The sequence below is a fragment of the Streptomyces lanatus genome (assembly GCF_014655715.1).
GTDB lineage: Bacteria > Actinomycetota > Actinomycetes > Streptomycetales > Streptomycetaceae > Streptomyces > Streptomyces lanatus.
Map to the genome: position 1 here is coordinate 245,773 of NZ_BNBM01000009.1, position 25,457 is coordinate 271,229.

Genomic DNA, 25,457 nt, shown 5'->3' on the forward strand with positions numbered 1-25,457 from the left:
CTGTGATCCTCTGCCGTCACTGTCCCGCCGTACTAGGCGTCCCGCTCACGGAAGACGACGAACGCCGCCGCCACCAAGGCCGCCACGCATCCGGCCATCACACCCAGTCCCGCCCAGGGAGTCAGCAGCGCGGGATCCTGGTAGCTGATGATGATCTGTCCGCCGGCGATCGGCGGCCAGTACGTCGACACCCAGTCGCCGAATCCGCCGGGCAGGGCGGGCGCGAAGGCCTGGACGATCAGCATCACGCCGAACAGCGTGGTCACCGTCGCCGTGGTGGAGCGGATCACCGTGCCCAGGGCCAGCCCGAGGAGCCCGGCCAGTGCCAGATAGAGGCCACCGCCGAAGATGCCGCGCAGTGCCACGTCGTCGGCGAGCGTCAGGTGCGGAGCGCCCGCCCCGGACAGCGATGCCTGCCCGACCAGGAACCCGGCCAGCGACACCACGACCCCGACCGGGAGCGCCACGCCCACCAGCACCACGGCCTTGGCCGCCAGGACCCGCGCCCGGTGCGGAACGGAGGTGAGAGTGGGGACGATCGTGCGGGCGCCGTACTCCGCGGTGATGACGAGGCCGCCCAGCAGACCGAGCGCGATCTGTGCGATCAGATAGCCGCGCAGGCTGGTGGCGAGCGGGTCGAACATGGCCCGGTCCGCGGGGCTCATGTCCGCGAAGTCACCGCCGGCGGACGAGCCGTTCAGTGCGGCGAGCCCGATGCAGAACGCCAGGGTGCCCAGGATGACGAACAGCGTCGAACGCATCGTACGGATCTTGATCCACTCGGCGTGCAGACAGTGCCGGAAAGTCGCCTTGCTCATCGGACGGTCTCCTTCTCCGCCTGGTACTCCACCACATCGCGGGTCAGGTCCATGAACGCCTTCTCCAGTGACGCCTGGCGCGGGGCGAGTTCGTGCAGCTCCACTCCGCCGGCCCACGCCAGGGCGCCGATCTCCGCCGCCTCCAGACCGGTCACGACGAGGGTGTCACTGCTCTCGGTCCGCACCTCCACGACCGTGGCGAGCATGCCGCGCAGGGCCTCTGCCTGTGGGGTGCGGACCAGGACCTCGCGTTCGGAGTGCGCTTCGATGAAGTCCTTCATCGTCGTGTCGGCGATCAGCTTTCCGCGGCCGATGACGAGGAGGTGGTCGGCGGTCAGCTCCATCTCGCTCATCAGATGGCTGGACATCAGGACGGCGCGTCCTTCGGCCGCCATCCTCCGCATCAGCGAGCGGATCCACACGATGCCTTCCGGGTCCAGTCCGTTGAGCGGCTCGTCGAAGACCAGCACCGGAGGATCGCCCAGCAGGGCCGCCGCGATCCCCAGCCGCTGCCGCATCCCGAGCGAGTACGTCCCCGCACGGCGCCGGCCCACCTTCTCCAGGCCGACCTCCGCGAGCACTTCGTCGACCCGGCCGCGCGGGATGCCGTTGCCGGCCGTCAACGCCAGCAAGTGGTGATACGCGGTACGGCTGGGCAGCACCGCGCCCGGATCCAGCAGCGCCCCGACCGCCTTCAGCGGCGCGGGTTGCGCGGCGTACGGCCGCCCGCCCACGGTCGCGGTGCCGCTGCTGGCGGCGTCCAGGCCCAGGATCATGCGCAACGTGGTCGACTTGCCGGCCCCGTTGGGCCCGAGGAACCCGGTCACCTCGCCGGGCCGCACGGCGAACGTCAGCTCGTCCACGGCCAGGACCTCGCCATAGCGTTTCGACAGGCCATGTACTTCGATCATCGGGACTCCAGACCGGTGCGGGTGCAGGCGACGGTCGCGTGCACCACGCCACTGTCTGTCGCCGAGGTGAGCCGGATCTGGACGAACATGAACGTCTCGTGGGAACGCCGATCCTGTGACCTGCGAGAACCCGGAAAGCCGCACTCGTCGGGCCCTGGACTCACATAAAACTCACATGCGAAGGCCCGGTCGCGCAGGCCAGTTGGCGGCCGGCGACACCGTCCCCGACGTGGCCCGGCGCTTCTCATACTGAGAGGCATGGCCATCTACGACACCATCGGCACCACGTACGGCAGGACCCGGCGGCCGGACGCGCGGATCGCCGCCCGGATCCATGCCGCGCTCGGGGACGCCGTCGACGTCATCAACGTGGGGGCGGGCACGGGCTCCTACGAGCCGCCGCGGACCGTTCTCGCCGTCGAGCCCAGCCAGGTCATGGTCGACCAGCGTCCGCCGGGGTCCGCGCCCGCGGTGCGCGCGGTCGCCGAGCGTCTTCCGCTGCGTGATGACGCTGCCGACGCCGTGATGGCGCTGCTGACGGTCCATCACTGGAGCGACCTCGCGGCCGGGATCGGTGAACTGCGGCGGGTCGCGCGTCGGCGGGTTGTCGTGCTGACCTGGGATCAGGAAGTCTTCCGGGAGCAGTTCTGGCTGGTGCGGGAGTATCTGCCCGAGGCCGCCGCCTTCGACGACACGCGGGCCGTCCCGACCGACCGGCTGGCAGCGCTGCTCGGCGGGGCCCGTCTGGAGCCCGTACACATCCCCCACGACTGCACGGACGGGTTCGGCGCCGCTTACTGGCGCCGTCCGCACGCCTATCTGGATCCCCAGGTGCGGGCCGGCATCTCCATGCTGGCCCAGACCGGGGACGACGCCCTCGCTCCCGGTCTGGCGGCACTCGCCGACGACCTCGCGACCGGCCGCTGGCACGACCGGCACGCCGGCCTGCTGGCGCTCGACGCCATCGATGTCGGGTATCGGCTCCTGGTGACGGACTCCTGACCCCCTGGCTGTGGTGAAGTGGGGATCATGACGACGAGTGACGCGATCGTGGTGCCCGAGTTGTACTCCGGCTATCCCGAGGTGGCCTTCGGCGGCTATGTCGCCGGGGTGTTGGCCCAGCGGTCCGGGGCGCCGGCCGTGCGGGTGGACTTCCGTGGGCCGGTGCCGGTCGAGGTGCCCGTTCGGATCGCCGGGACCGCGGACGGCGGCGTGGAGTTGGGCGAGTCCGAGCGGCCCCTCGCCGCGGCACGCCCCGCCGAGTTGCTGATCGACGCGCCGCCCGCGCCCTCCTGGGACCAGGCCGCCGCCGCGGCCGACGAGTTCCGGGCGGCACCGCCCTCGGGGGTGGTCGACTGCTTCGGCTGCGGCCTGCGCGAGGCCGACCGAGGGCTGCGTGTGTACTGCGGCCCGGTGCCGGAACTCGGCCTCGTGGCCTCCGCCTGGATCCCCTCCCCCGTCTTCGCCGACCCGGACGGCCTGCTCCCGCCCGAACTGGTCTGGGGCGCCCTGGACTGCCCGGGCAACTGGGCGGGCCGCTTCCTCGGCACCCAGCGCGAGGGGGCGGTCACCGCCGCCCTCACGGGCAGGATCCTGCGGCCGGTCGCCACGGGTGAGCCGTATGTCTCGTACGCGTGGATGCTGGCGGAATCCGGCCGCAAGCACAGCATGGGCGTGGCGCTCGCCACGGCGGAGGGCGACCTGTGCGCCGTCGCCGAGGCGCTGTGGATCGACCCCCGGCCCGCCGCGCCCACGCCCTGAAGCCGTCCCGCGTCCCCCCGCTCAGACCTCCGTCTCCTCGTGAGTCGCCGGTGGCTCCGTGGGGGTCGACGGGGGCGGGCTGAACAGCACGGCCCGGGCCACGGCCGGGGCGAACAGGGCGCTGACGGGCGCGGAGAGGGTCAGCACGGCGCGGAAGGCGCGGCCCACGACGGGGTCGCCGTAGTAGCAGTCCTGGACGCGCTGCAGATACCAGCCGGCGACGCGGTCCGCGGGCCCGCCGTCCACCGCGTTTCCGATGGCGCCCGGCATCTTGCGGTCCGCGCCGGCGGAGATGTCCCACGCCTGCCGGGACGCCGCGAGGAGCGCCTGCTGTACGCGCCGTGTCGTGGGGGTACGGCGTGGATCGGCCAGCGCGTCACGCAGGGCTACGGCGTTCATCGCGGCGACGGCCATGCCCTGCCCGTAGATGGGGTTGAAGGTGCACAGGGCGTCGCCGACGGCGAGGAATCCGGCCGGGCGGCGGCCGGGCAGGTCGTAGCGGCGGCGGCAGTTGGCGGTACGCCGGTTGCCGAACGGCGGGGAGAGCGGTTCGGCCTCGTCCAGCCAGCTGTGCAGCGGGGGATGCGGCAGCTTCTTGGTGTAGGCCACGAACTCGGCGTCGTCCGTGGGCGGTTCGTCGCCGCGCAGCCCCGAGACGATGACGAGATGGCTGCCGTCCTCCAGGGGCAGCGCACCGCCGGCATGGACCTGGTCGGGGCTGGGATAGACGTAGAAGCCGGCGGTGCCGCCGTCGAGGGCGCCGCTCTTGCCGCGGTAGATGCGCGAGGCGTACGCGAGTCCCGTGTCGATGGTCTCCTCGTGCGGGGCGTCGGCCCCGATCCCGGTGAGCCACTGCGGTGCCTTGGTGCCGCTGCCGGAGGCGTCGACGACCAGGTCGGCCTCGACGGCCCGCTGCTCCCCGCGGTCGTCGCCGGAGCGGTCCCGCAGCAGCACCCCCCGCACTCGCGAGGCGTCACCGATGAGCCCGACGACGTCGGTGCCCTCGACCACGCTGATCACGGGGTTGGCGAGGACCCGGCGCCGCACCAGCTCCTCCAGCTGGGCGCGGGAACCGGTGTAGATGTGCGTCGTCGCCGGGAACCTGCGGAACCAGCGGTCGCTCTGCCGCAGGACCAGGTCCGACGGCATGCCGACCCGGGGTGCCCCCGCCGCCCGAAGCTCCGCCACGAAGCCCGGCAGCAGCGACTCCAGGGCCACCTGGCCGCCCTCCAGCAGCACATGCGGATGCCGGCCCTGCGGCACACCGGGCCGGGACGCCGTCCCCTCTGGGAGCCGGTCGCGCTCGACGACGGTCACCCGATCGGCGTGTCCGGCGAGGACGTGCGCCGCGAGCATGCCCGCGAGGCTGCCTCCCACGACGACCGCGTGCCGCCCGTACCGGCTACCGCCCATGTCCCCATCGCCCTTCTGCGCAGCAGAGTTCACCGAAACACTCCCCTGATCTGTGACCTGATCACCACGTCGCGACAAGGCACCAGTATCCGGCTCCGCAGGGCGGGTTGACCGAATTCCGGCCCTTTTCGGCGCACCGGACACCGGGTCCCGTCCGGCGGTACCCAGTGGGCCGTTCGAGGGGGCAGCGAGCGCGTGTCCCTGGTGCGGCGCGGTGCCGTGGCAAGGTTCGTCGCGCACTGTGGAGACGGGAAGGAGCGGCTCGATGGAGACTTCCGCAGGGAACCGGACCGCGTGCCCGGGCTGCGCCCGCGTCGGCGGCTGATGAAGCGCGGGAACGCCCGTCGGCCGAGCCCTTCTCCGCTGCGTGCTTCGTGGTGGCGGGGCCGTACCCAGGAACTGACGGCCCGGCTGAAAGCGGTCCACGCGCGGCTGGAGAGTCGTTTCCCGGTGATCACGGGGCTCGTGGACCGCATGGTGTCGGTGAACATCTTCGACTCCGCCACCCGTATCGCCGCGCAGTGCTTCCTGACCGCGGTGCCGCTGCTGTTCGTGCTGGGCGCGTACGCGCCGGGGGCGGTGCAGGAGCAGGTCATCGCGTCGATCCGTGCCGTCTTCGGTCTGACGGGGCAGGCGAGGGCCCAGGTGGAGCAGGCGTTCCAGCCCCCGGACGACGATCTGCGTCAGGCGACGGGCCTGGTGGGCATCCTGATGGTGCTGCTGTCGGCCACCGCGGTGAGCCGTGCGGTGCAGCGGCTGTGCAGACGGGCCTGGCAGCTGCCCCGGACGGGGACGAGGGTCGCCCCGTGGCGGTGGCTGGCGTGGATCGTGCTGTGGCTCGCCGCGCTGGTCGTGCAGGGGCTGATGCACGACGGGCTCGGCCTGGGAGCGTGGGTGGCCGCTCCGATCGTCCTGGTCATGCAGACGGCCATGTGGTGGTGGACCCAGCATCTGCTGCTGGGCGGCGCCGTGCGCTGGGCGCCCCTGCTGCCGGGCGCCGTCCTCACGGCGATCGCGGTAGGTGCCCTGTCGGTGTCCGCGCGCTTCTACATGCCGCGTGCGCTCAACCGGGCGCTGGCCGACTACGGTTCCGCCGGTTCGGTGTTCGTCCTGCTGTCCTGGCTGATCGTGGTGTGCGTGGCCGTCGCCGTCGGTCTCAGCGCGGGTGCCGTACTGTCCCAGGACCCGTTCCTCAGGCGGCGGCTCGGCACCCCGACGTCGCCGCCCGACCGGACCGGCAGTGGGTGACCCGCGCGGCTACGCGGGTGTGGCGGCTTCCTCCGCGCGGCCCGCGGCCAGCCGCAGGGTCACGGTGGCCGCGGCGCCCGCCACCAGGCCGAAGGTGAGGGCGGCCGGCACATTGCCGCCCAGGCCGGCGAACAGGTGCAGCGCGCCGTAGGCCATGGCCGTGTCGTCGATCGCCAGCCGCAGCAGCTGGGCCGCCAGCAGTCCGAGGACGGTCGCGCACACCGCGCCCACCGCCATCGCCGGAACGGTGGCCCGGGTGAGCAGCGCGGGCAGGCGCCGCAGCGCCAGCCACACCACGGCGAGCAGCAGCACATCGGCGCACCGGTACAGCAGCCAGTCGCCCAGCGCCCCGTCCGTCGGGCTGGTCCACGCGCCCAGCAGCAGCCACTGGCGCAGCAGATCGCCCGGTTCGCCGAACCTGCCGCCGCCTCCGGGGACCGTCTGCAGGGCGGCGGCGACCGACTGGTACGACAGCACGACGAGGGACACCGCGACGACCACGGTCCCCACGGTCGCGGCCAGCCGGGCCGCCTGCTGCGGGACGGCCTGGCGCGGCGGTGAGTCGGCGCCCTTGGCGGTGACCCGTGCGACGAGCACCGTCACCGTCGCCGCGAGCAGGGTCGTCGCCACCAGGACGGGCCGCCCGGAGGCGACGACGCTCGCGAGCTGTGGCAGGAAGCGGTAACTGCCGTTCCCCTGTGCCGCGATCGACCAGGGCGCGGAGACCGCCACCGCGAGCGTGCCCGCCACCACCCCCCAGGCCCACACGGCGAGCAGGGTGACCGGCATCCGCCCTTCCACCGGGGGCAGTCGGCGCAGCAGGAGCAGCGCACCGGGCACGAAGAAGGCGAACAGCGCGGCGAACCGGATCTGCATCGCGGTGCGGTACAGCTCCGCGTAGTTCCCGGCCCCGGACGCCCCGCCGCCGAGGGAGTACGGACGATCGTAGGACCATGGTAGGAGCCAGCCCCGGAGTTCCACGGCGGACTGGACGCCGAACACGTTTGACGCACCCGGCAGGCCCAGTGCGTGCGCACTCGCCCCCGCCCACCACAGCAGCGCCGTCAGCAGCAGTCCCCCGACCAGTGCCGGTATCGCCGCACGCCGATAGGTCATGGCTCTTTTCCCCCGTCTTCGGTACCGCATCCCCGTTCCCCCGAACGGATGAAGACTACGGACCGTTGATCACACGGCGGTCACATCTCGTGGCAACTTCCCTCACAGCCGTGTCACAACGCGCTGGGCGATGCCCAGGGCGGCCGCCATGATGCTGAGCTGGGGATTGACCTCCGGGCAGCCGGGCAGCACGGATCCGTCGGCGATCAGCACACCGTGCACGCCCCGCAGGCGTCCCTCGGGGTCGGCCGGTGACCGTTCGGGGTCCGTCCCGGCGGCGGCGGTGCCCGTGGGGTGGAACGCGGACACGTGCAGGTGCCGTGCCGTCACCGTGTCGAGCAGGGCGTCGAGTTGGCCGAGATCGCGGGCCCGTGGGGCGTGCGGGACGCCGGTCAGCACCTCTGCGGCGCCCGCGGCGAACAGCAGGCGGCCCATGGCCCGTTGGGCACGCAGCAGGCGGCGGGCGTCCCGTGGCGCGAGGTCGTACCGCAGCAGTGTCCGCTCCCGGCCGAGGACCCGTCCCGAGGGCCGGTCGGCGACCATGGCGCCGAGGGTCGCCAGATGGTCCGTCCCCTCGATCTCGCGCCGTAGTTCGCGGCCGACGCCCGGCAGCACGAACGAACTCATGCCCGGGGGCGCCGCGGTGGCTTCGATCAGGATGCCGTCGGAGTGCAGTTCCTCCACGCCGACGCTCTGCAGAACCCCTTTCCAGCCGGTGACCGGCCGGCTGAAGCGGCCCGCGACGCTGAGGGCGGGGTGCACGCTGAGGTTCCGGCCGGTCCGGGGGTGGCCGCCGAGGCCGGAGCGGCGCAGCAATTGGGGGGTCTGGAGGGCGCCGGCGGCGACCACGACCAGAGGGCTGAGGATCTCCAGTTCGGTGCCGTCGGGGCGGCCGACGACCACTCCGGCGGCGCGTGGACCGCCGGGCCGGTCGGGGTCGGTGAGGATGCGCAGGACGCGGGCGCCCGTCATGATCGCGGCGCCGGCCGCGCAGGCCTCGGGGAGCACGGAGAGCTGGACGCTCTGCTTGGCGCCGGTGGGACAGCCGACGACGCACTGGCAGGAGCCCCGGCAGCCGGGGGCGTTGCGGCGCAGGGGTGCGGCGGTCCAGCCGAGTTCCTTGGCGCCGGCCAGGGCGAGCCTGCCGTTGTCGCCGAGGACGTCGAGTGGTTGCCGTGCCACCCGGAGGGTGCGTTCCACCTCGTCGAGGTGGGCGTCGAAGCCCTCGGCGACCTCGAATCCGTACCGGTCCAGCCAGCGGGTGACGACATGGTCGGGCGTGCGGTAGCAGGTGCCGGAGTTGACGACGGTGGTGCCGCCGACCGCGCGGCCGACGGGCAGGACCAGCGGAGGGTTGCCGAGGGCGATCGTGGCGCCGCCGTCGCGGTAGAGGTCGGTGAAGCGGTCGAGCGGGGTCCGGCGCCCGAACGACGCGGTGGTGTGGTGCTCGCCCTCCTCGACGATGACGACCCGCAGCCCGGCGCGGGCCAGTGTCCGGGCGGCCATGGCGCCGCCCGCGCCCGATCCGACGACCACGGCGTCGGCGGTGGAACGCGTCGGCCAGCCACAGGAGGGCGTGCAGTCGAGCGGCGGATCGTCGGGGGCGGGGAGCGGGGGCGCCGAGCCCTGTCGCAGGTTCCGTTCGGTGCCTGCCGCCAGGAGCACCGGCACCTTGACCGCGTCCAGGAGGGGCAGCAGGGCACGGTGGGCGGCGAGGGACGCCATGACGTGCTCGCGTTCCGCGAAGCCGAGCGCCCGCAGCCGGCGGCCCGTGCGGGCCACGGCATAGGCGTCGATCGCCGTGGCCGCGCCGCGTATCGCGGTGCGTGCCGGGGCGGGCATGGCGTCCAGCAGTGTCTCGACCCGCCGTGGCACGGCCCGCGTCCATTCGGTCGTGCCGTCGTCCGCGAGCAGCGCGGCCGCGAGGGCGGTGAGTGCCGTGGGACCGGAGCGGGTCATCGGTCACCGACCTCCGCGTGGGCGGTGCCGGAGAGCCGCCAGGTGGCCTCCTCGCGCCAGCTGCCCCACCAGCGTTCCAGGGTGACCACCGCGTCCGCGGTCTCGCTGTTGCGGCAGACGGCGGGAGAACCGTCGGGGTCGGTGTAGTCGAGGGTCAGCGTCCGCCGGGGCGGCTGGGTCACCGTCACCTTGATGCGGCGCAGGCCCGCGCGGCCGGTCACCCGCCACTCGGGCAGGCCGAGGTGGGCGCGGAACCGGCCGAGTCCCGCCCAGCCCACGGCGGTTCGCTCCGCACGCCGGGGCCAGGCGCGTCCGTCGCGCAGCAGCCGCAGGAACACCAGGGGCGGCAGCCGGTCGAGTCCGCGCCGCATGGAGACGGCGGCGACGATCTCCAGTACATCGCCGCCGCCGAGGTCGGCGTGCAGCCAGGCCCAGCGCCGGGCGTTGCCGTGGCCGTAGATGCGGGCGCTCGCGCCGGCCGCCCCGTCGAGCCGCAGCTCGCTGTCCCCGTATCGGACGGTTCCGCTGTACTCGCAGCGGGCGGCGGGCAGCATATGGCTGGCCGGGAGCCAGGGGCGGCGCCAGGACCAGCGGGGGAAGGTGTGCACCGGCCCGCCGTGGGGCGTCTCGGTGAGCGACCAGGTGAACGGCCCCGCGGAACCGTCGAGTCGACCGGGCAGGGCGTGGACGTCCTCGGTGGTGAAGCCCGGTCCGTGCTCCGTCCACGGTACGGGTCCGAAGCGCGCGTGCTCGGCGGGGCCGTCCTTGGGGAAGACGGCGGCCCAGCCGTGGGCGTAGGCGCCGGATCCGTCGGTGGGGGCCACGAGTTCGTGATGCAGCCAGACTCCGCTGCCGGTCACCGGGTCGGTCAGGGTCGTGTACCAGACCTCCGTCCGGCCCGGGTCGCCGTCCCAGCGCGGGGCGAGATGCCATTCGGCGGCGCCCGGGAAGCGGAAGCTCGCGAGGAACGGCAGCAGACCGGTGGCGAGCGGGAAGCGGAGCGTGCCCTCGCCGACGCGTTCGCCGTCCTCATGCAGGGTGTACGGCAACACCGTCATCGAGGCGAGGGGACGCCCCGCCGAGATGGACTTCCAGCCGTCCAGCTCCAGCCGCCTGCCCTCCATGACGAAGCTGATCCGGTACCGGATCCTGCGGCGGGCCAGCGGCGAGATCTCCAACTCGCCCACCGCTTCGGCGTCGTCCGCGCGCCCGGCGATCCGCACCCGTCCCGTGACACGCGCGGGCGTCGTACGGTGGGGCAGCAGCACGACGTCGGCCCGGACCACGAGGTCCAGTCGCACAGGGCGCTCGCGCTCCTCGTCGCCCAGGCGGACACGGCCCAGCATCGTCTCCCGGAACTCCGTCCCGCGCGGGGTCACCGGTCGCCGTCCCGGCGTTCGCGAGAGCGTGCCAGCCCTTCGAGCATGATGCGTTCCGTCGCCGACAGATAGGCGGCCGCGGCGACCCGCGCCGCCTCAGGGTCACGGGCGGTCACGGCCTCGACGACCGGGGCCAGCCGGTCGTGGGCGGCCCGCGCGTCCAGGAAGGGGTCGACCAGCGCGGCACGCACCGGCAGGTAGGCGTTGAACAGGGTGTTGGTCAGCAGGACGTACACCCGGTTGCCCGTGGCCCGGGCGAGCGCCCGGTGCACCTCGGCGTCCGCCAGCTGCACCGCGTCACCACCGTCCGCCTCCGCCACGGCCGCCATCAGCGGGCCCAGCTCGGCGATCTGACCGGGCGTGGCACGAGTCGCGGCGCGTTCCGCGATCAACGCGCCGATGCTGCCGCGCACTTCGAAGATCTCGCCGATCCAGTCGGGGCTGTGCCGCACCAGCATCGGCAGCAGATCCGCCCCGCCCAGCCGCAGGAAATCCCGTACGCGCGTGCCCACACCGTGCCGTGTCTCCAGAAGTCCCGCGTGGACGAGTCGGCCGAAGGCATGCTTGAGCGTGGTGCGGTTGACCCCGAACCCGTCGGCGAGTTCACGTTCGGGCGGCAGATAGCTCCCCGCCGGATGACGTCCGGCGAGAATGTCCTCGCGCAGCCGTTTCTCCAGGACGTCGACGACGGTCTCACGCGGCAGTGCTTCCATCCCGGCCCCCAGCCAGCCAGTGGATCAGTGACTGAGCCACTGAACCACCGATGAGATACGGCGTCAACAAGCCCTGCGCCGGAAGCGATTACCGACAGCGGATCCCCTGTCGGCCATACGGTGAGGCTCAAGTTCGGGGTCTGTCAGGTGAGTTGGAGGGCGCGCACGCATGGACGTAATCCCGGAAACTCCCCCCGCCATGGCCGGGCTGCCCGTCCGCACCGCGGCGGACCTCATCGGCCGGGAGGCCCAACTCGGTGAGCTGCTCGACCTGTTGAACCCGAGCAGGGCAAGCCAGCACCAAGGGCCGCTCTCCGCCGTGGTCACCGGACTGGCCGGCGTCGGCAAGACCGAACTCGTCCTGCATGTCGCCGCGCAGGCGCACTCCGAACGCGGCTGGTTCCCCGGTGGCGTCCTGTTCGTCGACGTCTTCGGCTACGACCGGGACCTCCGCCTCTCCCCGGACCGTGTCCTCGGTACGTGGCTGCGCGCGCTCGGCGTCGCCGACGCGGACATCCCCGCCGACCCTCTGGCCCGCGTCGCGCTGTACCGGTCGGTCCTGTCGGCCCACGCCGAGCGCGGCCGCCGTGTCCTGGTCGTCATCGACAACGCCTCCCACGCCGACCAGGTGACCCCGCTGCTCCCCGGCGACGGCCACAACGCGGCCCTGATCACCTCCCGGCACACCCTCGACGTCGGCGCTCTCCTCTGCGACCTCGACGTCCTCGCCCCCGACGCCGCCGTGGCCCTGATCCGCGGCACCCTCCAGCACAGCCGCGGCCCGCACGACACCCGCGTCGACGACGAACCCGGCCCCGCCGCACGTATCGCCGAGTACTGCGGCCGGCTGCCCCTCGCACTGCAGATCTGCGCCGCGCTGCTCGCCGACACCCCGACCCGCCCCCTCGACTCCCTCGCCGAGTCACTGGCCGACGCGCACCGCCGCCTCGACCACCTCACCCGCGAGGACCGCGCTGTACGGGCCGCATTCGACCTCTCCCACCGGCATCTGGAGCGGGTCTCCCCCGCACATGCCCGGCTCTTCCGACTGCTCCCCCTCAACCCCGGCCCCGAGTTCGCCACACCGGGCGCCGCACGGCTGTGCGACACGGACGAGGCGAGGACCGGGATCATGCTGCAGGACCTCGCCCGCGCCCACCTCGTCGAACCCGCCCGCACCTGGGGCCGCTGGCGCCAGCACGATCTCGTACGGCTCTACGCGGATGAACTCGGCCGGGCACGCACCGACGCGGACCAGAGCGAAGCGGCTCTCGGACGGCTCCTGGAGTACTACGCAGGGACCGCTGCCGCCGCCGACACCCACCTCGTCGACCGCCCCGGGCAGTCGCCCGCTCCCTCCTTCCGGGATCGCTCCGAGGCGATGTCCTGGCTCGACGCCGAACTCCCCAACCTGCTCGGCGCCGCCGCCTTCGCCACGGGGCAGGGCCATCCCCACGTCACCATGGCGCTGGCAGCGTCGCTCACCGAGTTCTGCGCCCTGCGTCTGCACTTCATGGAGATGACCCTGCTCGCGGCTGTCGCCCTGCCGGCCCACCGGCTGGTCGGCGACATCGCGGGCGAAGGCGGAGCGCAGTTCCTGCTGGGGATCTCCGTACTGCTGCCGGGCCGACCGCAGGAGGCCGTCGAGCCGTTCCGGACGGCCGCCGCACTCTTCCGGGAGGCCGGCGCGGGTCAGGGCGAGGCTCGGGCGCTGTCCTTCCTCGCGATCGCGCTGAGCGCGGCGGGGCATCCGGCGGAGGCCGAAGAGGCGCATCAGCGGTCGCTGGCCGTCCATCGGGAGACCGGGGACCGTGGGGGCGAGGGCAGGGCGACGGGTGCGCATGCCCTGCGTCTGGCCGAGCGTGGGGAGCACGACCAGGCGCTCCTGTCCCTGCGTGAGGGTCTGTCCATCTGCCGGGAGGCCGGTGACCGCTTCGGCGAGGGAAGGCTCCTGGGCATGATCGGCATGGTCCAGGGCCGGGCGGGGCGGGAGGAGCAGGGCGTCAAGAGCCTTGAGCAGGCGGCCGCGGTCTTCCGCGAGCTCGGTGAGCGGCGCGTCGAGGGCGAGATCCTGGGCGATCTCGGCGAGGCGCTGACCCGTATGGGACGACTCACTCAGGCCGTACCGGCCCTTGAGGCTGCGGCGGCGTGCTTCGAGGAGACCGGAAACCGCCTGGGGAAGCGGCGATTGCTCGCCGCCCTCGGCACCGCCCGGCTCGGGCTCGGGCGGAACGACGAGGCCGTCGACGCCCTCCGGGAGGCGATCGCCTGCGAGCACGAGTACGACGACGAGCACCAGGCCGTACTGCTGGACGGACTCGGCGCCGCCCTGCTGGCGACAGGGCACTACGAGGAGGCCGTCGACCGTCTTCGGCAGTCCCTCGCGTCGAGCCGCGAGGCCGGTGACCGTGACCTTGAGGCCGAGTCACTGAACCGGCTCGGCCTGGCCCTCGGCAGGACCGGTCGGGGAGAGGACGCCTCGGCCGCGTTCCGTCAGGCCATCGCCCTCTTCCGCTCGTTCGGCGACGGTGCGCGCGAGGCGATCGCCCTCACGAACTTCGGGGCGCACCTGCTGGCCTCCGGCCGCCCCGACGAGGCACTGCCCCAACTGCACCAAGCGCTGGCCCTCTGCGAGGAGACCGGCGACGACTCCACCGAGCCGGTGGCCACGCGACTCCTCACGGAGGCCCGGCGCCGGACGCGGCGGACGGGGCCGGCCAGGTGAGGCCCGAGTGGTCAGGCGACCTCGGCCGAGGGGTCCTCCTCCCGTAGCCGCTGCGCCTCCCTGAAGAGGTGGTTGGTGTGGTGGGCGAGGACGCCGCCCAGGAGCAGTTCCGGGGTGTAGAAGGACCGTGCGGAGGCGGCCACCTGTCGTGCGGTCAGGTCGATCTGGCTGATGTCGGTGCGCCGGATGTCGTCGATCGAGCTCGCCCACACGACACGCCGCAGATCCGCCCATGCCATCGCGCTCATGCACATCGAGCAGGGCTCACCCGTGGTGTAGAGGGTGGTGTCGGCCCAGCCCTGGTTGCCGTTGCGCCGCACATAGTCGTTCATGGCGACCACCTCGCCGTGCAGCAACGGGCTGTCCGACCCGGTGTTGACCCCGCGCCCCAGGATCTCGCCGGTCCGGGAGCGCACGATCACCGCTCCGAACGGCCACTTGGGGTTCGACCTGGCCTGCTCGATGGCCGACCACATGAACCGCTCGTGGTGAGTACCGGTGCCGGTGCCGGTGCTCGCCTGCGCCACGTCCGGCCGTGACGCGAACGGCGCCGCGACGCCCGTCAGCACGACTCCGCACCTGCCGAGGAACTGACGCCTGCCCGCGTCCATACGCTTCTCCTCACCCGTGGTCGATTCCTGACAGATCGTGTCCAGCGCGGCGGCGGCTCATGCGCCACTCCGCAGCGCCTGGTACATCGACCACCCCACCGCCACCAGCGGTACGGCCACCACCGCACCGATCACCCCGGCCGCGACCGCCCCGCCGACGACCGCCAGCGCCACCACCACCGGGTGCAGCCGTACGGCCCAGCTCATCACGATGGGATGCAGGAGGTGCCCCTCGATCTGTCCGATGACCACGATCAGGGCCACGACCACCAGGGCGATCAACCACCCCTTCGTGGCCAGCGCGACGACGGCCGCGACCGCCAGCGCGATCGGTGAGCCGATCAGCGGGACGAAGGCGGCGAGGAACTCCAGCAGCGCCAACGGCACGGCCAGCGGCACTCCGAGGGCGAACAGGGCGATGCCGACGAGGACCGCGTTGGTGCCCGCCACCAGCAGGATGCCGTGGGTGTAGCCCGTGAAGGTCCGCCAAGCGGCCCGGCCCGCCATCGTGAACCGCTCCCGCGCCGCCTCGGGGAGCTCGTCGCACAGCCACTGCCACTGCCGGTCGCCGGAGTGGGTGAAGAAGACCGCGCAGAACAGGGCCAGGGCGATCACGGTCAGCACCTCGACCAGCCGGCTCGCGCCGCTGAGCGCCTCGCTGATGAGGGTGGAGCGATGGCTCGACAGGAGCTTGCCGATCCGGGACTGGAGATCGTTGAAGGTATCCGGGGGAAGCCGGAAGGGCGGGTCCTGCAGTTGGCGCTCGATCCGGCCGATGCCCGCCACGAACTCCTTCTGCAGCCCGGTGCGCTGATCCGCGACGATCTCACCCACCAGGGCCAGCGCGCCGAGGACGACGACGATGCCGCCGACGAGAGCGGTGGCCACCGCGAGCGGCCGGGGCAGATACCGGGCGAGGAGACCGGCCGTGGGGCGGAGCACGGTGGTGATGACGAGGCCGAGGAAGACGGCGACGGCGATCCGGTGGAACTGCCCCAGCACGGAGAAGACGGCGCGCACCACGACGCCGATGACGATGATCCGCCATGCGTAGGCGGCCGCGGTCCGCAGCGCGTCCGGCACACGGGACTCGCCGCCGCTCAGGCGTCCGGACGGCGAGGCGGGCGGGTCGGGGGGCGGTGCGGGCGGGTCGGGCGGCGCGGACACCTCTTGCACGTACCACCCACCGGCCGTCCGGCCGCGAAGCCGGCCCGGAATTCCCCCGAAGGCCGGTACCGGCCGGGGGCCCGGCCGCGACCGCCCGGTCGCGCCGGAACGGCACCTGCCCGGTCGGCGAGCCTTTCAGTCGCCGCTTGCCTCTCGGCTGCCGCTTCTCAACTTCCGCTGAGACTCTCGCGCGAAACCACCGCGACGCGATGCTCATTGCACCGGGTCGCGGGCCACTGTTCGGGGGCCGGCCATGCCTGGTGGGCCTGGAGCGCCAGGCTCATCAAGGTCATCAGCAGGTCGACGTCCGCGACGACGTCCAGATGGAGCGTCACCCAGTGCGAACCGGGGACCAGACGGACCGCGGTGGCGGCCCGGAGGTGCTCCTCGAAGCGCCGTATCACCCGGGCCGTGAGATGGAGGTCGAGTTCCCAGTCGGAGTGGAGGTGGGCGATCTCGCCATGGACCGTGACCAGCCCCCGGCCGGTTCCGCAGCTCGGTTCCGCCTCGGTGAGGTCGGGCCAGGTCGCCAATTGCGCGAAGGCTCGCGCGGCCAACGTCATGCGCCCATCATGAACCTCTCACCGCACGGCCACCAGGAGGTGAGGATCCCTTAACCGCTCCGCGGGTGTGATTGTCCGGATCCGGTTTCGCGGTCCGTACTCGTACGGGCGTGTCAACTCGCGGGACCCGCCTGCGGTTTCACCAGTCCGCTCTGGTACGCGACGACGACCAGCTGAGCCCGGTCGCGGGCGTGCAGCTTGGTCATGGCCCGCTGGATGTGGCTGCGTACGGTCAGCGGGCTCAGGACGAGGCGTTCGGCGATCTCGGCGTTGGATTTTCCGTACGCGGCGAGGGCGGTGATCTCGCGTTCGCGGTCTGTCAGGGACTTCACGGCGTCGGGGAGCGCGAGGAAGCCCTCGGTGTCGGGGGTGGCCAGGAAGCGGGTGATCAGGGACCGGGTGGCGGTGGGTGAGAGGAGGGCCTCGCCGGCCGCGACGGTGCGGATGCCGGACAGCAGGACCTCGGGGCTGACGCCCTTGCCGAGGAAGCCGCTCGCGCCGGCGCGCAGGGCCTTGGCCACGTTCTCGTCGTTCTCGAAGGTGGTGAGGACGAGGACGTGGGTCCGCGTGAGTTCGGGGCGGGCGCAGATCTCGGCCGTGGCCCGCACTCCGTCGACGTTCGGCATCCGGATGTCCATGATGACCACGTCGGGGCGGTGCGTCGCGGTGAGGTCGACGGCCTCACGACCGTCGGCCGCCTCCGCGATCACCGTCATGTCGTCGACCGAGTCGATGAGGATACGGAAGGTGGCACGGAGCAGGGCCTGGTCGTCGGCGAGCAGGACGCGGATGGTCATGTGGCGGGGCCTTCGTCGTAACAGTCGTAGTGGTCGTGGGTGTCATGGCTGTCCTGACGGTCCTGGCTGTCGATCGGCAGTGTGCAGGCGACCTCGAAGACGCCCTCCCCCTGGTGCCCGGCCTGAAGGCTGCCGCCCACCGCCGCGGCCCGCTCCCGCATGCTGACCAGGCCGAAGCCACCTCCCGCTCCGGCCAGGACACCGGACGTGGCGTCGTTCGTCACCGTCAGGGTCAGCCGGCGTGGGGTGTACGCGAGGCGGACGCGCGCGGCACGTGTCGCGGAGTACTTGCTGACGTTGGTCAGCGCCTCCTGCACGATCCGATACGCCGTCAGGTCGAGCACCGGGGTGAGCCGGCGGGTCTCGCCCTCGGCGGTGACGGTCACCGTCAGTCCGGCCGCCGCGCAGGCGTCGACCAGTTCGGGCAGATCGCGCAGTCCGGGTGCGGGGGTGAGGTCGTCGCCGGGGTCGGTGTCCTGGCGCAGGAGTCCGACGGTGGCCTTGAGTTCGCGCAGCGCGGCGGACGTGCTCTGGGGCAGCTTGCCGACGATGTCGAGCGCCTGGTCGGGGTGGGTGCGGGCGAGGTGGGCGGCGGTGCCGGCCTGGGCGTCGGCGAGGGTCAGATGGTGGGCGACGACATCGTGCAGCTCCCGTGCGATACGCATCCGTTCCTGCATCACCCGGTGCCGGGCCTCCTCCTCACGTTCCCGTGCGATGTGCTCGGCGCGGGCGGCGGCGTACTCCCGGCGTACCCGCACATAGCTTCCGAAGGCCGCGGACAACAGGACCCATGCCGTCGGGTTGACGACGGACAGCACGGGCGAGTCGTGGAACGGGGCGTGGAAGAAGCCGGTGGCCACCATGCCGATGACGGCGACCAGTGCGCTGTTCCAGGTGACGCGGCGGCGACTGTGCACGCTCAGGGAGTACTGCGCCACGAGGAGGGGCGTCATCACCAGGGGTGTGAGGAGATAGCCGAGCGCTCCCTGGGCCATGGTGCACAGCAGGGTGGCGATCAGCACCGGGAGCGGCCGGGCACGCCTGAGGCGCAGTGCGGTGCAGGCCAGGACGGACAGGGCGATGGCCGGCCACAGGGGTGGCCTGGACATCACCGCCCAGGTGACCACGACACCGGTGACCGTGAGCAACGACAGCAGGGCCAGCGCGAGTGCCTCGACGGTCCGTGGACGGGTGGCCGCCCAGCGCTGCCGGCTCGTGTTCATCATGCTCCGAGAGGGGGTCGAGGACAGTCATGCTCACACACCGTCGGCCGTGTGCGGTTCAGATCCGGGCCGGTTCCCGCGCCGTCGGCGTTCCCGCGGTGCGCTCCGGCGTCGTCGTCAGCCCGGCACCCTCGACATCGACCCGCGGCAGCAGCCGGTCGAGCCACCCCGGCAGCCACCACGCCCGGTCGCCGAGCAGGGCCAGTACGGCGGGCACCAGCGCCATGCGGACGACGAAGGCGTCGAACAGCACGGCGACGGCGAGTCCGAAGCCGATTGTCTTGATCATGGATTCGCCGGCGCCGATGAACCCGGAGAAGACGGCGATCATGATCACGGCAGCGGCGCCGACGACCCGCGCACTGTGCCGGAAGCCGCTGACCACCGCCTGGCGGGCCGGGTCGCCGTGGACGTACGCCTCCCGCATACGGGCGACGAGGAAGACCTCGTAGTCCATCGCCAGGCCGAAGACGATGCCGACGAGGAATATCGGCATCAGGCTCATGATCGGGCCCGGCTGCTCCACGCCCAGCAATTCCGCGCCCCAGCCCCACTGGAAGACCGCGACGACCGCGCCGAGGGCGGCCAGCACCGACAGCAGGAAGCCGAGGGCCGCCTTCAGCGGGACGAGCAGCGAACGGAACACCACCAGCAGCAGGATCAGCGCCAGGATCAGGATGACGGCGAGATAGGGCACGAGTGCGTCCTGGAGGGCCTGGGCGACGTCGATGTCCATGGCGGTGCTGCCGGTGACCTCGAAGGTGGCGCCGGTGTCGTGTTCCAGTCCTGCGCGTTCGGCGCGGATGGTCTGGACGAGGTCCTTGGTGCGCTCGTCGTTGGGGCCGGTCGCCGGGATCGCCGAGAACAGGGCGGCGTCGCCGGCCTGGTTGAACTGCGGGGCGGAGACGGACACGACGCCGTCGGTGCCTTCGATCTCCTGGGTGATCCTGGCGACGGCCGCCTCGGGGTCGTCGGCGCCCTTGACGTCCGCGACGACGGTGAGGGGGCCGTTGAAGCCCGCGCCGAAGCCGTCGGCGAGCTCGTCGTAGGCGCGTCGTTCCGTGGACGAGACCGGCTTGGACTCGGCTCCCGGCATGCCCATCTCCAACTGCGCGGCGGGCAGCGCCATTACGCCCAGGCCGACGACGGAGGCCACCAGCACGGCCACCGGGCGACGCAGCACGAGACGCGCCCAGCGCGAACCGCCGTTGTCCGCAGGCAGGTTTGTCCGGCCGCGCTTGCGGGTGGCGCGGGAGAGCACGGCGTTCGGCCACATGCCGAGCAGTGCGGGGACGAGGGTGAGGGCGATCAGTACGGCGACGACCACGGCGCCCGCCGCGCACAGCCCCATCTTGGTCAGCATCGGCACCCCGACCACGGACAGCCCCGCGAGCGCGATGACGACCGTGAGCCCGGCGAAGACGACGGCGGAGCCTGCCGTGCCGACTGCCAGCCCGGCCGCCTCGCGCGGCTCGTGCCCGTGCGCGCGCTCCTCCCGGTAGCGGGAGACGACGAAGAGCGCGTAGTCGATGCCGACCGCGAGTCCGAGCATCGTTGCGAGCGTGCCGGTGGTCAGGGAGAGGCCGAAGGTGCTGCCGAGGGCCATGATGGCGGCCATGCTGACGCCGACGCCGATGACGGCGGTGAGCAGCGGAAGCCCCGCGGCCGCTAGGGAGCCGAAGGTGATCAGCAGGACGACGGCGGCGAGAGCGATGCCGATGACCTCGGACGAGCCGCCGGCCGCGGGCTGCTCGGCGAGCGCGTTGCCGCCGACCTCGACGGTGAGCCCGGCGTCGCGGGCCTGGCCGATGGCCTTGTCCAGCGCGGCCTTGTCGGCATCGGTGAGATCACTCGCGGCCACCTTGAAGTCGACGGTGGCGTAGGCGGTGGTGGCGTCCTCGCTCACGGCCCTCGCGGTGAACGGGTCGGCGGCACGCGCGACTTGGGGCTCCTCGGCCGCCCGCGTCACGAAGGCCTCGATGGCCTCGCGGTTGTCGGTGGCCGTCACCTTCTCGCCGTCGGGGGCGACGAACACGATCCGCGCGTTCGCGCCCTGGGCCGAGGAGCCGGGGAAGCGCTCGCCGATCAGGTCGAACGCCTTCTGCGCCTCGATGCCGGGCATGAAGGACGAGCCGTCGTCGGAGGCGGCCGGCGCCATTGCGGCACCGAGGCCGACGGCTCCGAGGAGCACGGCCCACAACAACGCGACGAGCCAGCGGCGCCGGCAGGCGGTCCGGCCCAGCCGATAGAGCAAGGTAGCCACGGGAAACGGATCTCCAGGTCTGGTTTCGTGTGGATCACCAGCCTGGCCGGGAGAGGCGCATCGGGGCATCGTGCGGGTGCTGGCACTCGGGCTTGGTGCCACGACACCAATCGCCGCGCCGATGTCCTCCTCGGGGAGGAGGGGTGGCTGCTGCGTCCGTAGGAGTCCCGGAAGGCCGTAAAGGTCCGCACCAATAAACCCCCGCACGCCCCTTCCCCACCCTCCCCCGCAATGTCATGCTCACATCCAACCGCACACCTGAACGTCATTCACAACCATGAACCAAAATGGGAGGACGGACATGAGTGCAAAACCCCGCCTCGGCGTCCTACTGGTGGCCTTGGCCGCGTTCACGACGGGCGCCGCCCCCGCCGCCACGGCCCACCCCACGCCCCGAATCCCGCACACCACCGTCCTGGACGGCCCCCGCCTCCAGCAGACGAAGATCCGCCTCAACAGCGGCGACCCCCAACTGCGCCGCGCGGTCCGGGCGTTGACCGCACGGGCGGACAAGTGGCTGAACCAGGGCCCGTGGACGGTCGTCGACAAACCCCGCCCCGCCCCCGGCGGCGACGTCCACGACTATCTGAGCCAGGCCCCCTACTGGTGGCCCACCAAGACCCCGACCACGGACAACCCCTGGGGCTGCCCCTACGTACAGCGCGACGGCGAGCGCAACCCCGAGGTCGACTCCGGCACCGACCGTCAGGACGTAGAGAAGACCTTCGACTCCACCTACGACCTGTCCCTCGCCTGGTACTACACCGGCGACAAGCGATACGCCGAGAAGGCGGGCCAGGTCCTGCGCACCTGGTTCCTCGACCCGGCCACCCGTATGAACCCCAACCTCAACCACGCCCAGTTCATCCCGTGCAAGTACGACGGCCGAGCCATCGGCATCATCGACTTCTCCCAGTCGTACACCAGCGTCCTCGACGCGATCGCGCTGCTGGAGACCGGCGCCCCCGGCTGGACCGCCGAGGACCGCACCGGTATGGCGAAGTGGAACGTCGATTTCCGTGACTGGCTGCGCGACAGCGACTTCGGCAAGCAGGAGGCCGCCGCCACCAACAACCACGGCACCTTCTACGACATGCAGCTCGCCGCCCTCGCCCACGCGACCGGCGACAAGGATCTCGCCCGCCGCCTGGTCCTGGACGCCCGGGCCAAGCGCATCGCGCCGCAGATCGCCGCAGACGGCAGCCAGCCCCAGGAGCTGACCCGCACCAGGAGCTGGCACTACTCGACCTTCGACCTGGTCGCCTACACCCGGCTCGCGGCCATCGGACGCCACGTCGGCGTGGATCTGTGGACATACCGGGGGCCGGACGGGCAGAGCCTGTTCAAGGCGGTCGACTATCTGCTGCCCGCCGCCACAGGAGCCGCCGCCTGGCCGCATCCCGAGCTGGAGTTCCACCGGTTCGCGGCGACCGACGTCGTCCACGCGGCCGCCGACGCCGGAGACCGGCGTGCGCAACGGGCCGTTCCCCTGCTGGAGGAGCCGCCGGGCGGCGACCTGTGGGCGTTGCGCCCGGCGGCGGAACAACTGGACTCGATCGCCGGCTGACGCGCGATCAGACCGTGGACAGGTCGATCGCCCGGTCGACATCCTCCGGCTGAAGCACCCGCAGAATGCCCTCCAGCAGGTAGTAGTCGGCATAGGGCAGGGAGACCTCGACCCCGTCCTCGTTCGGCCGGTTACGTGTACACCGGGCGACCACCGCGTCCGCGCGCGTCGACTTCCTCGTCAGACAGGTCTCCGCCAGTGCGGTGAGCAGCCGTAGCGCCACGTCGCGGTAGGCCTGTCTGCCGGTGGCCGCGGCCAGGTCGAGGAGCCCGCAGGCCATGATCGCACCGGCCGACGCGTCCTTGATGTCGTACGGCTGCTGCGGGGCGCGGTAGTCCCACACCGGGACGTGGTCCGGGGTCAGGGCGCCCACCGCGTAATCGGCGAGTCTGCGGGCGGTGGCCAGGAAGTCCCGGTTCCCGGTGCGGCGGTACATGGTGGTGAATCCGTACAGTCCCCACGCTTGGCCGCGCGACCAGCACGACGTGGGGCTGTACCCCTGCACGGTGTTCGGCCCGATCGCGGCACCGCTGGCCGGGTCGAAGTCGTAGACGTGCGGCGTCGAGCCGTCCGGGCGCAGGAACACCCGCTGGGCCGTCTTCGCATGCTCCGTGGCGATGTTCAGGTACTTCCCGTCGCCGGTCTGGGCGCTCGCGAAGGCCAGCAGGTCGAGGTTCATCATCGTGTCGATGATGACGCGGCCGGCGTTCTGCTGCTCTCCCAGCGCACCCCAGGCTCTGATGAAGCGCCCGCGCGGGTTGTACCGCTGGATCAGCGAGTCGGCCGCCCGGAGGGCCCCGGCCCGCCACTTGTCGTCGCCCGTGAGCCGCCAGGCGGTGACCCAGGACGGGTAGAAGAGGAAACCGAGGTCGTGTGTGCCGGTGTCGTACTGGCGAGGGGCCAGCTTCTCCGCCGAGGCGAGTGCCCAGTTACGGAAGGCGTCGTCCTCGCTGTAGAGCCAGGCCATCCACAGCGTGCCGGGCCAGAACCCGCCGACCCAGTCGCCGTTCTGGGAGTACGTCCACTTCTCGAACTTGGTGCCGACGGGGAAGGCGGTCACGGTCGGGGCGACCGCGTGCAGCTTGTCGATGGCGTAATCGGCCGCCGCGCGGAAGGTGCGCAAGGCCGGTACCGGTGTCCGGTCCGCGGCCACGGCCGGTGCCGCGGCGGCGCTCATCGCCGCGGCACCGGCCGCCGTAGCCAGCACAGTTCGCCGGGAAACACTCATGCCGGTCCCTCCAACTGGTCATCAGGAGAACGGAGTTGACCGAGCCTCGCACGACGAACACAGCGCTGTACACCCACATGAGCAATGTTCATATACATGAACTCACTAGCTACGATGGCAGGTGGTGATCCCCGGCCGCCACGGACACGCGATCCCCGCGAACCCGCCCCCCGCGACGACCTCCACCCGCAGCGTGTCGCCGCCCCGCAGCACCTTCCGCTCCCGCACCAGCCCGTCCGCGCCGTCCTCGACCGTCTCGACCAGCCAACGCCCCGGCCCGATGCTCAACGGCACCTCGGCCGTGCGTGCGGCGCCCGCGTACACGCCGCCGAGGAACCAGCGGTCACCGGCGCGACGGGCGAGCACGGCTTCCTGACCGGGCCGGCCGGCGAGCAGCCGGGTGTCGTCCCAGGCCGCCGGGACCTGGTCGAAGTAGGCGCGGGCGAGCGGGCGTTGGTCGTACGACTCGGGGGTGCCCGCGAACATCTGCAGGCCCGATTCGTAGGCGACGGTGAGTCCGACCTCGGCGGCGTCGGAGTTGGGGCGCAGGCCGACGCGGTGGAAGGCGCCGGGGGTGAAGTCCATGGAGCCGATGACGTTGCGGGTGAAGGGCAGCGTGGTCAGATGGGCGGCGGTGTTGGTGCGCTTCTCCTCCCCCGCCACGCCCTCCAGGGTCATGACGTGCGGCCAGGTGCGCTGGATGCCCTTGGGGATCGTGGAGCCGTGGAAGTCGACCAGGAGATGGTGGGCGGCGGTCTCCGCGAGGATGGTGTCGTACCACTGGAGCATGGGCTGCGCCTCGGAGTTCATGAAGTCGATCTTGACTCCCTTGACGCCCCACCGCTCCAGGGTGGGCAGCCACTGCGCACGCTCCTCCGGGGTGTCGAGTTCCCGCTGATGGATCCATACGACGATGCCGACGCCCTTGGCCCGCGCGTACCGCACCAGCTCCGGCATCCAGCTGTTCGTCTGCCAGTCGGGATCGACGGTCTCCCACTCGCCGGGCTTGTAGTACCAGCCCGCGTCGACCGCCTCGTACGGCCAGTCACGCTCGGCGGCGTAGTCGACGTACGCCTTCTGCGCGGCCAGGCTCTGCCCCGCCTCCTTTCCGCCCGCGAGCCACGTCCACAGCACGGTGCCGGGCTTGATCCAGGAGGTGTCGGTGACCTTGGGGGCGGGGGCGAGGTCGTCGGTGAAGGTGGAGCGGGTGACGGTGGCGAGGTCGCCGGTGACCATCGCCCGCCACGGGGTGGTGAGGGGGCCGTCGGTGCGGATCCGGTCGTCGGCGAGCTTGATGCGGTAGGTGCCGGTGCCCTGGGTGTGGGCGAGCCGGGCGCCGGAGTAGGCGCCGGTGAGGTCGGACTCGGCGAGCAGTGTGTAGCCGCCGCTGGTCTCGAACAGCGCCTGGTCGGAGTACTCGCCGGTGGGCGCCGTCGCGGCGGTGTACTGCACGAACTGGCCCTCGTTGTCGACCCGGTAGGTCCCGAGCCATGCGGCGGCGTCCGCCGGGAGGTTGAAGGCGGAGGTCTCGCCGAGGACGTCGCCGTGCGCGCCCGGCAGGACGTAGCGGTAGGCGACGCCGTCGGCGGAGGCGCGGACGACTAGGTCCAGCCGGGCGCCCGCGGCGGTGGCGAAGGACAGCCGGGTCTCCTTCATATGGACCCGGCGGTCGAGCCGCTTCCCGGACTTGGTGCGGTAACGCTCGTCCACCGTCCGGTCCTTGCGGTGCAGGAAGCGCAAGTCCTTGGACAGGTCGGCCTGTTCGGTGACGATGCCGACAGGCGACGGCTCGATGACGGTACGGCCATCGCGGGACACCGCGAGGCTGAGCGTGCCGGAGTCCAGGGTGATCCGGGCCCGGGGTGCGTGCGTCCCGGTGGACAGGGCCCAGACCTGGTCGTCCTGTTCGGCCCTCGCGGGCGCGGTCGTCAGGAGTGCGGCCACCAGCCCTGCGCAGAGCCCGGCGACCACCGTTCTGATCGGAACAGCCATGAA

20 protein-coding genes are annotated in these 25,457 nt (G+C 72.1%); 5 read left to right on the plus strand and 15 right to left on the minus strand.

The window, feature by feature from the left end:
• Window positions 1-32 precede the first annotated feature (32 nt).
• Window positions 33-818, minus strand: a complete 786-nt coding sequence (locus IE325_RS24535) for an ABC transporter permease (RefSeq protein WP_190072187.1) — start codon at window positions 816-818, stop codon at window positions 33-35.
• Window positions 815-1,729, minus strand: a complete 915-nt coding sequence (locus IE325_RS24540; RefSeq protein ID WP_190072188.1) for an ABC transporter ATP-binding protein — start codon at window positions 1,727-1,729, stop codon at window positions 815-817. Before IE325_RS24540 ends, IE325_RS24535 begins: the two co-directional genes overlap by 4 nt.
• A 258-nt stretch (window positions 1,730-1,987) precedes the next feature.
• Here IE325_RS24540 and IE325_RS24545 point away from each other — a divergent pair, with 258 nt between their 5' ends.
• Both IE325_RS24545 and IE325_RS24550 read left to right on the plus strand, forming a co-directional pair.
• A complete protein-coding gene (locus IE325_RS24545) occupies window positions 1,988-2,731 on the plus strand; it encodes a methyltransferase domain-containing protein (protein ID WP_190072189.1) in 744 nt (247 codons plus the stop codon).
• A gap of 27 nt (window positions 2,732-2,758) precedes the next feature.
• The gene (locus IE325_RS24550) at window positions 2,759-3,490 is read left to right on the plus strand and encodes a hotdog fold domain-containing protein (RefSeq protein ID WP_190072190.1); all 732 of its coding nucleotides are present in this window, start codon (window positions 2,759-2,761) and stop codon (window positions 3,488-3,490) included.
• 21 nt (window positions 3,491-3,511) lie between these two features.
• Here the strand turns inward: IE325_RS24550 and IE325_RS24555 are convergent, their stop codons facing one another.
• On the minus strand, window positions 3,512-4,903 hold the full coding sequence (locus IE325_RS24555; RefSeq protein WP_190072328.1) for an FAD-dependent oxidoreductase: 1,392 nt from the start codon (window positions 4,901-4,903) through the stop codon (window positions 3,512-3,514).
• Between the two features lie 294 nt (window positions 4,904-5,197).
• Here IE325_RS24555 and IE325_RS24560 point away from each other — a divergent pair, with 294 nt between their 5' ends.
• Window positions 5,198-6,151: a YhjD/YihY/BrkB family envelope integrity protein gene (locus IE325_RS24560; protein ID WP_229911995.1), complete on the plus strand. Its 954-nt coding sequence runs from the start codon at window positions 5,198-5,200 to the stop codon at window positions 6,149-6,151.
• Window positions 6,152-6,160: 9 nt separating this feature from the next.
• Here IE325_RS24560 and IE325_RS24565 read toward each other — a convergent pair whose 3' ends face one another.
• The 4 genes from IE325_RS24565 to IE325_RS24580 all read right to left on the minus strand — a co-directional run bounded on the left by IE325_RS24565 (window position 6,161) and on the right by IE325_RS24580 (window position 11,318).
• A complete protein-coding gene (locus tag IE325_RS24565) occupies window positions 6,161-7,267 on the minus strand; it encodes a hypothetical protein (protein ID WP_190072191.1) in 1,107 nt (368 codons plus the stop codon).
• 102 nt (window positions 7,268-7,369) lie between these two features.
• On the minus strand, window positions 7,370-9,226 hold the full coding sequence (locus IE325_RS24570; RefSeq protein WP_190072192.1) for a GMC family oxidoreductase: 1,857 nt from the start codon (window positions 9,224-9,226) through the stop codon (window positions 7,370-7,372).
• Window positions 9,223-10,605: a tocopherol cyclase family protein gene (locus IE325_RS24575; RefSeq protein ID WP_190072193.1), complete on the minus strand. Its 1,383-nt coding sequence runs from the start codon at window positions 10,603-10,605 to the stop codon at window positions 9,223-9,225. The genes IE325_RS24570 and IE325_RS24575 overlap by 4 nt, the downstream gene beginning before the upstream one ends.
• On the minus strand, window positions 10,602-11,318 hold the full coding sequence (locus tag IE325_RS24580) for a FadR/GntR family transcriptional regulator (protein ID WP_190072194.1): 717 nt from the start codon (window positions 11,316-11,318) through the stop codon (window positions 10,602-10,604). The genes IE325_RS24575 and IE325_RS24580 overlap by 4 nt, the downstream gene beginning before the upstream one ends.
• A 169-nt stretch (window positions 11,319-11,487) precedes the next feature.
• On the opposite strand from IE325_RS24580, the gene IE325_RS24585 reads away from it, so the two are divergent.
• Complete coding sequence (locus tag IE325_RS24585; protein ID WP_190072195.1) at window positions 11,488-14,043, plus strand: ATP-binding protein; 2,556 nt, start codon at window positions 11,488-11,490, stop codon at window positions 14,041-14,043.
• Window positions 14,044-14,054: 11 nt separating this feature from the next.
• Here IE325_RS24585 and IE325_RS24590 read toward each other — a convergent pair whose 3' ends face one another.
• From IE325_RS24590 to IE325_RS24615, 6 genes are all read right to left on the minus strand, one after another.
• Entirely contained in the window at window positions 14,055-14,654 is a 600-nt protein-coding gene (locus tag IE325_RS24590) for a nucleoside deaminase (protein ID WP_229911996.1), read from the minus strand.
• Between the two features lie 57 nt (window positions 14,655-14,711).
• Entirely contained in the window at window positions 14,712-15,758 is a 1,047-nt protein-coding gene (locus IE325_RS24595) for an AI-2E family transporter (RefSeq protein WP_308437676.1), read from the minus strand.
• 230 nt (window positions 15,759-15,988) lie between these two features.
• On the minus strand, window positions 15,989-16,384 hold the full coding sequence (locus IE325_RS24600) for a luciferase domain-containing protein (protein ID WP_190072196.1): 396 nt from the start codon (window positions 16,382-16,384) through the stop codon (window positions 15,989-15,991).
• 113 nt (window positions 16,385-16,497) lie between these two features.
• Window positions 16,498-17,181 carry a response regulator transcription factor gene (locus IE325_RS24605; protein ID WP_190072197.1) on the minus strand — a complete coding sequence of 228 codons (684 nt, stop codon included), beginning with the start codon at window positions 17,179-17,181 and terminating at the stop codon, window positions 16,498-16,500.
• Window positions 17,178-18,404: a histidine kinase gene (locus IE325_RS24610; protein ID WP_190072332.1), complete on the minus strand. Its 1,227-nt coding sequence runs from the start codon at window positions 18,402-18,404 to the stop codon at window positions 17,178-17,180. The genes IE325_RS24605 and IE325_RS24610 overlap by 4 nt, the downstream gene beginning before the upstream one ends.
• A 58-nt stretch (window positions 18,405-18,462) precedes the next feature.
• A complete protein-coding gene (locus IE325_RS24615; protein ID WP_190072198.1) occupies window positions 18,463-20,667 on the minus strand; it encodes an MMPL family transporter in 2,205 nt (734 codons plus the stop codon).
• A gap of 301 nt (window positions 20,668-20,968) precedes the next feature.
• On the opposite strand from IE325_RS24615, the gene IE325_RS24620 reads away from it, so the two are divergent.
• Window positions 20,969-22,234, plus strand: a complete 1,266-nt coding sequence (locus IE325_RS24620) for an alginate lyase family protein (protein WP_190072199.1) — start codon at window positions 20,969-20,971, stop codon at window positions 22,232-22,234.
• 7 nt (window positions 22,235-22,241) lie between these two features.
• Here the strand turns inward: IE325_RS24620 and IE325_RS24625 are convergent, their stop codons facing one another.
• Together IE325_RS24625 and IE325_RS24630 are read right to left on the minus strand one after the other, a co-directional pair.
• On the minus strand, window positions 22,242-23,462 hold the full coding sequence (locus tag IE325_RS24625; protein WP_190072200.1) for a glycoside hydrolase family 88 protein: 1,221 nt from the start codon (window positions 23,460-23,462) through the stop codon (window positions 22,242-22,244).
• A 105-nt stretch (window positions 23,463-23,567) separates the two neighbouring features.
• On the minus strand, window positions 23,568-25,454 hold the full coding sequence (locus IE325_RS24630; protein ID WP_190072201.1) for a glycoside hydrolase family 97 protein: 1,887 nt from the start codon (window positions 25,452-25,454) through the stop codon (window positions 23,568-23,570).
• Window positions 25,455-25,457: the final 3 nt, after the last annotated feature.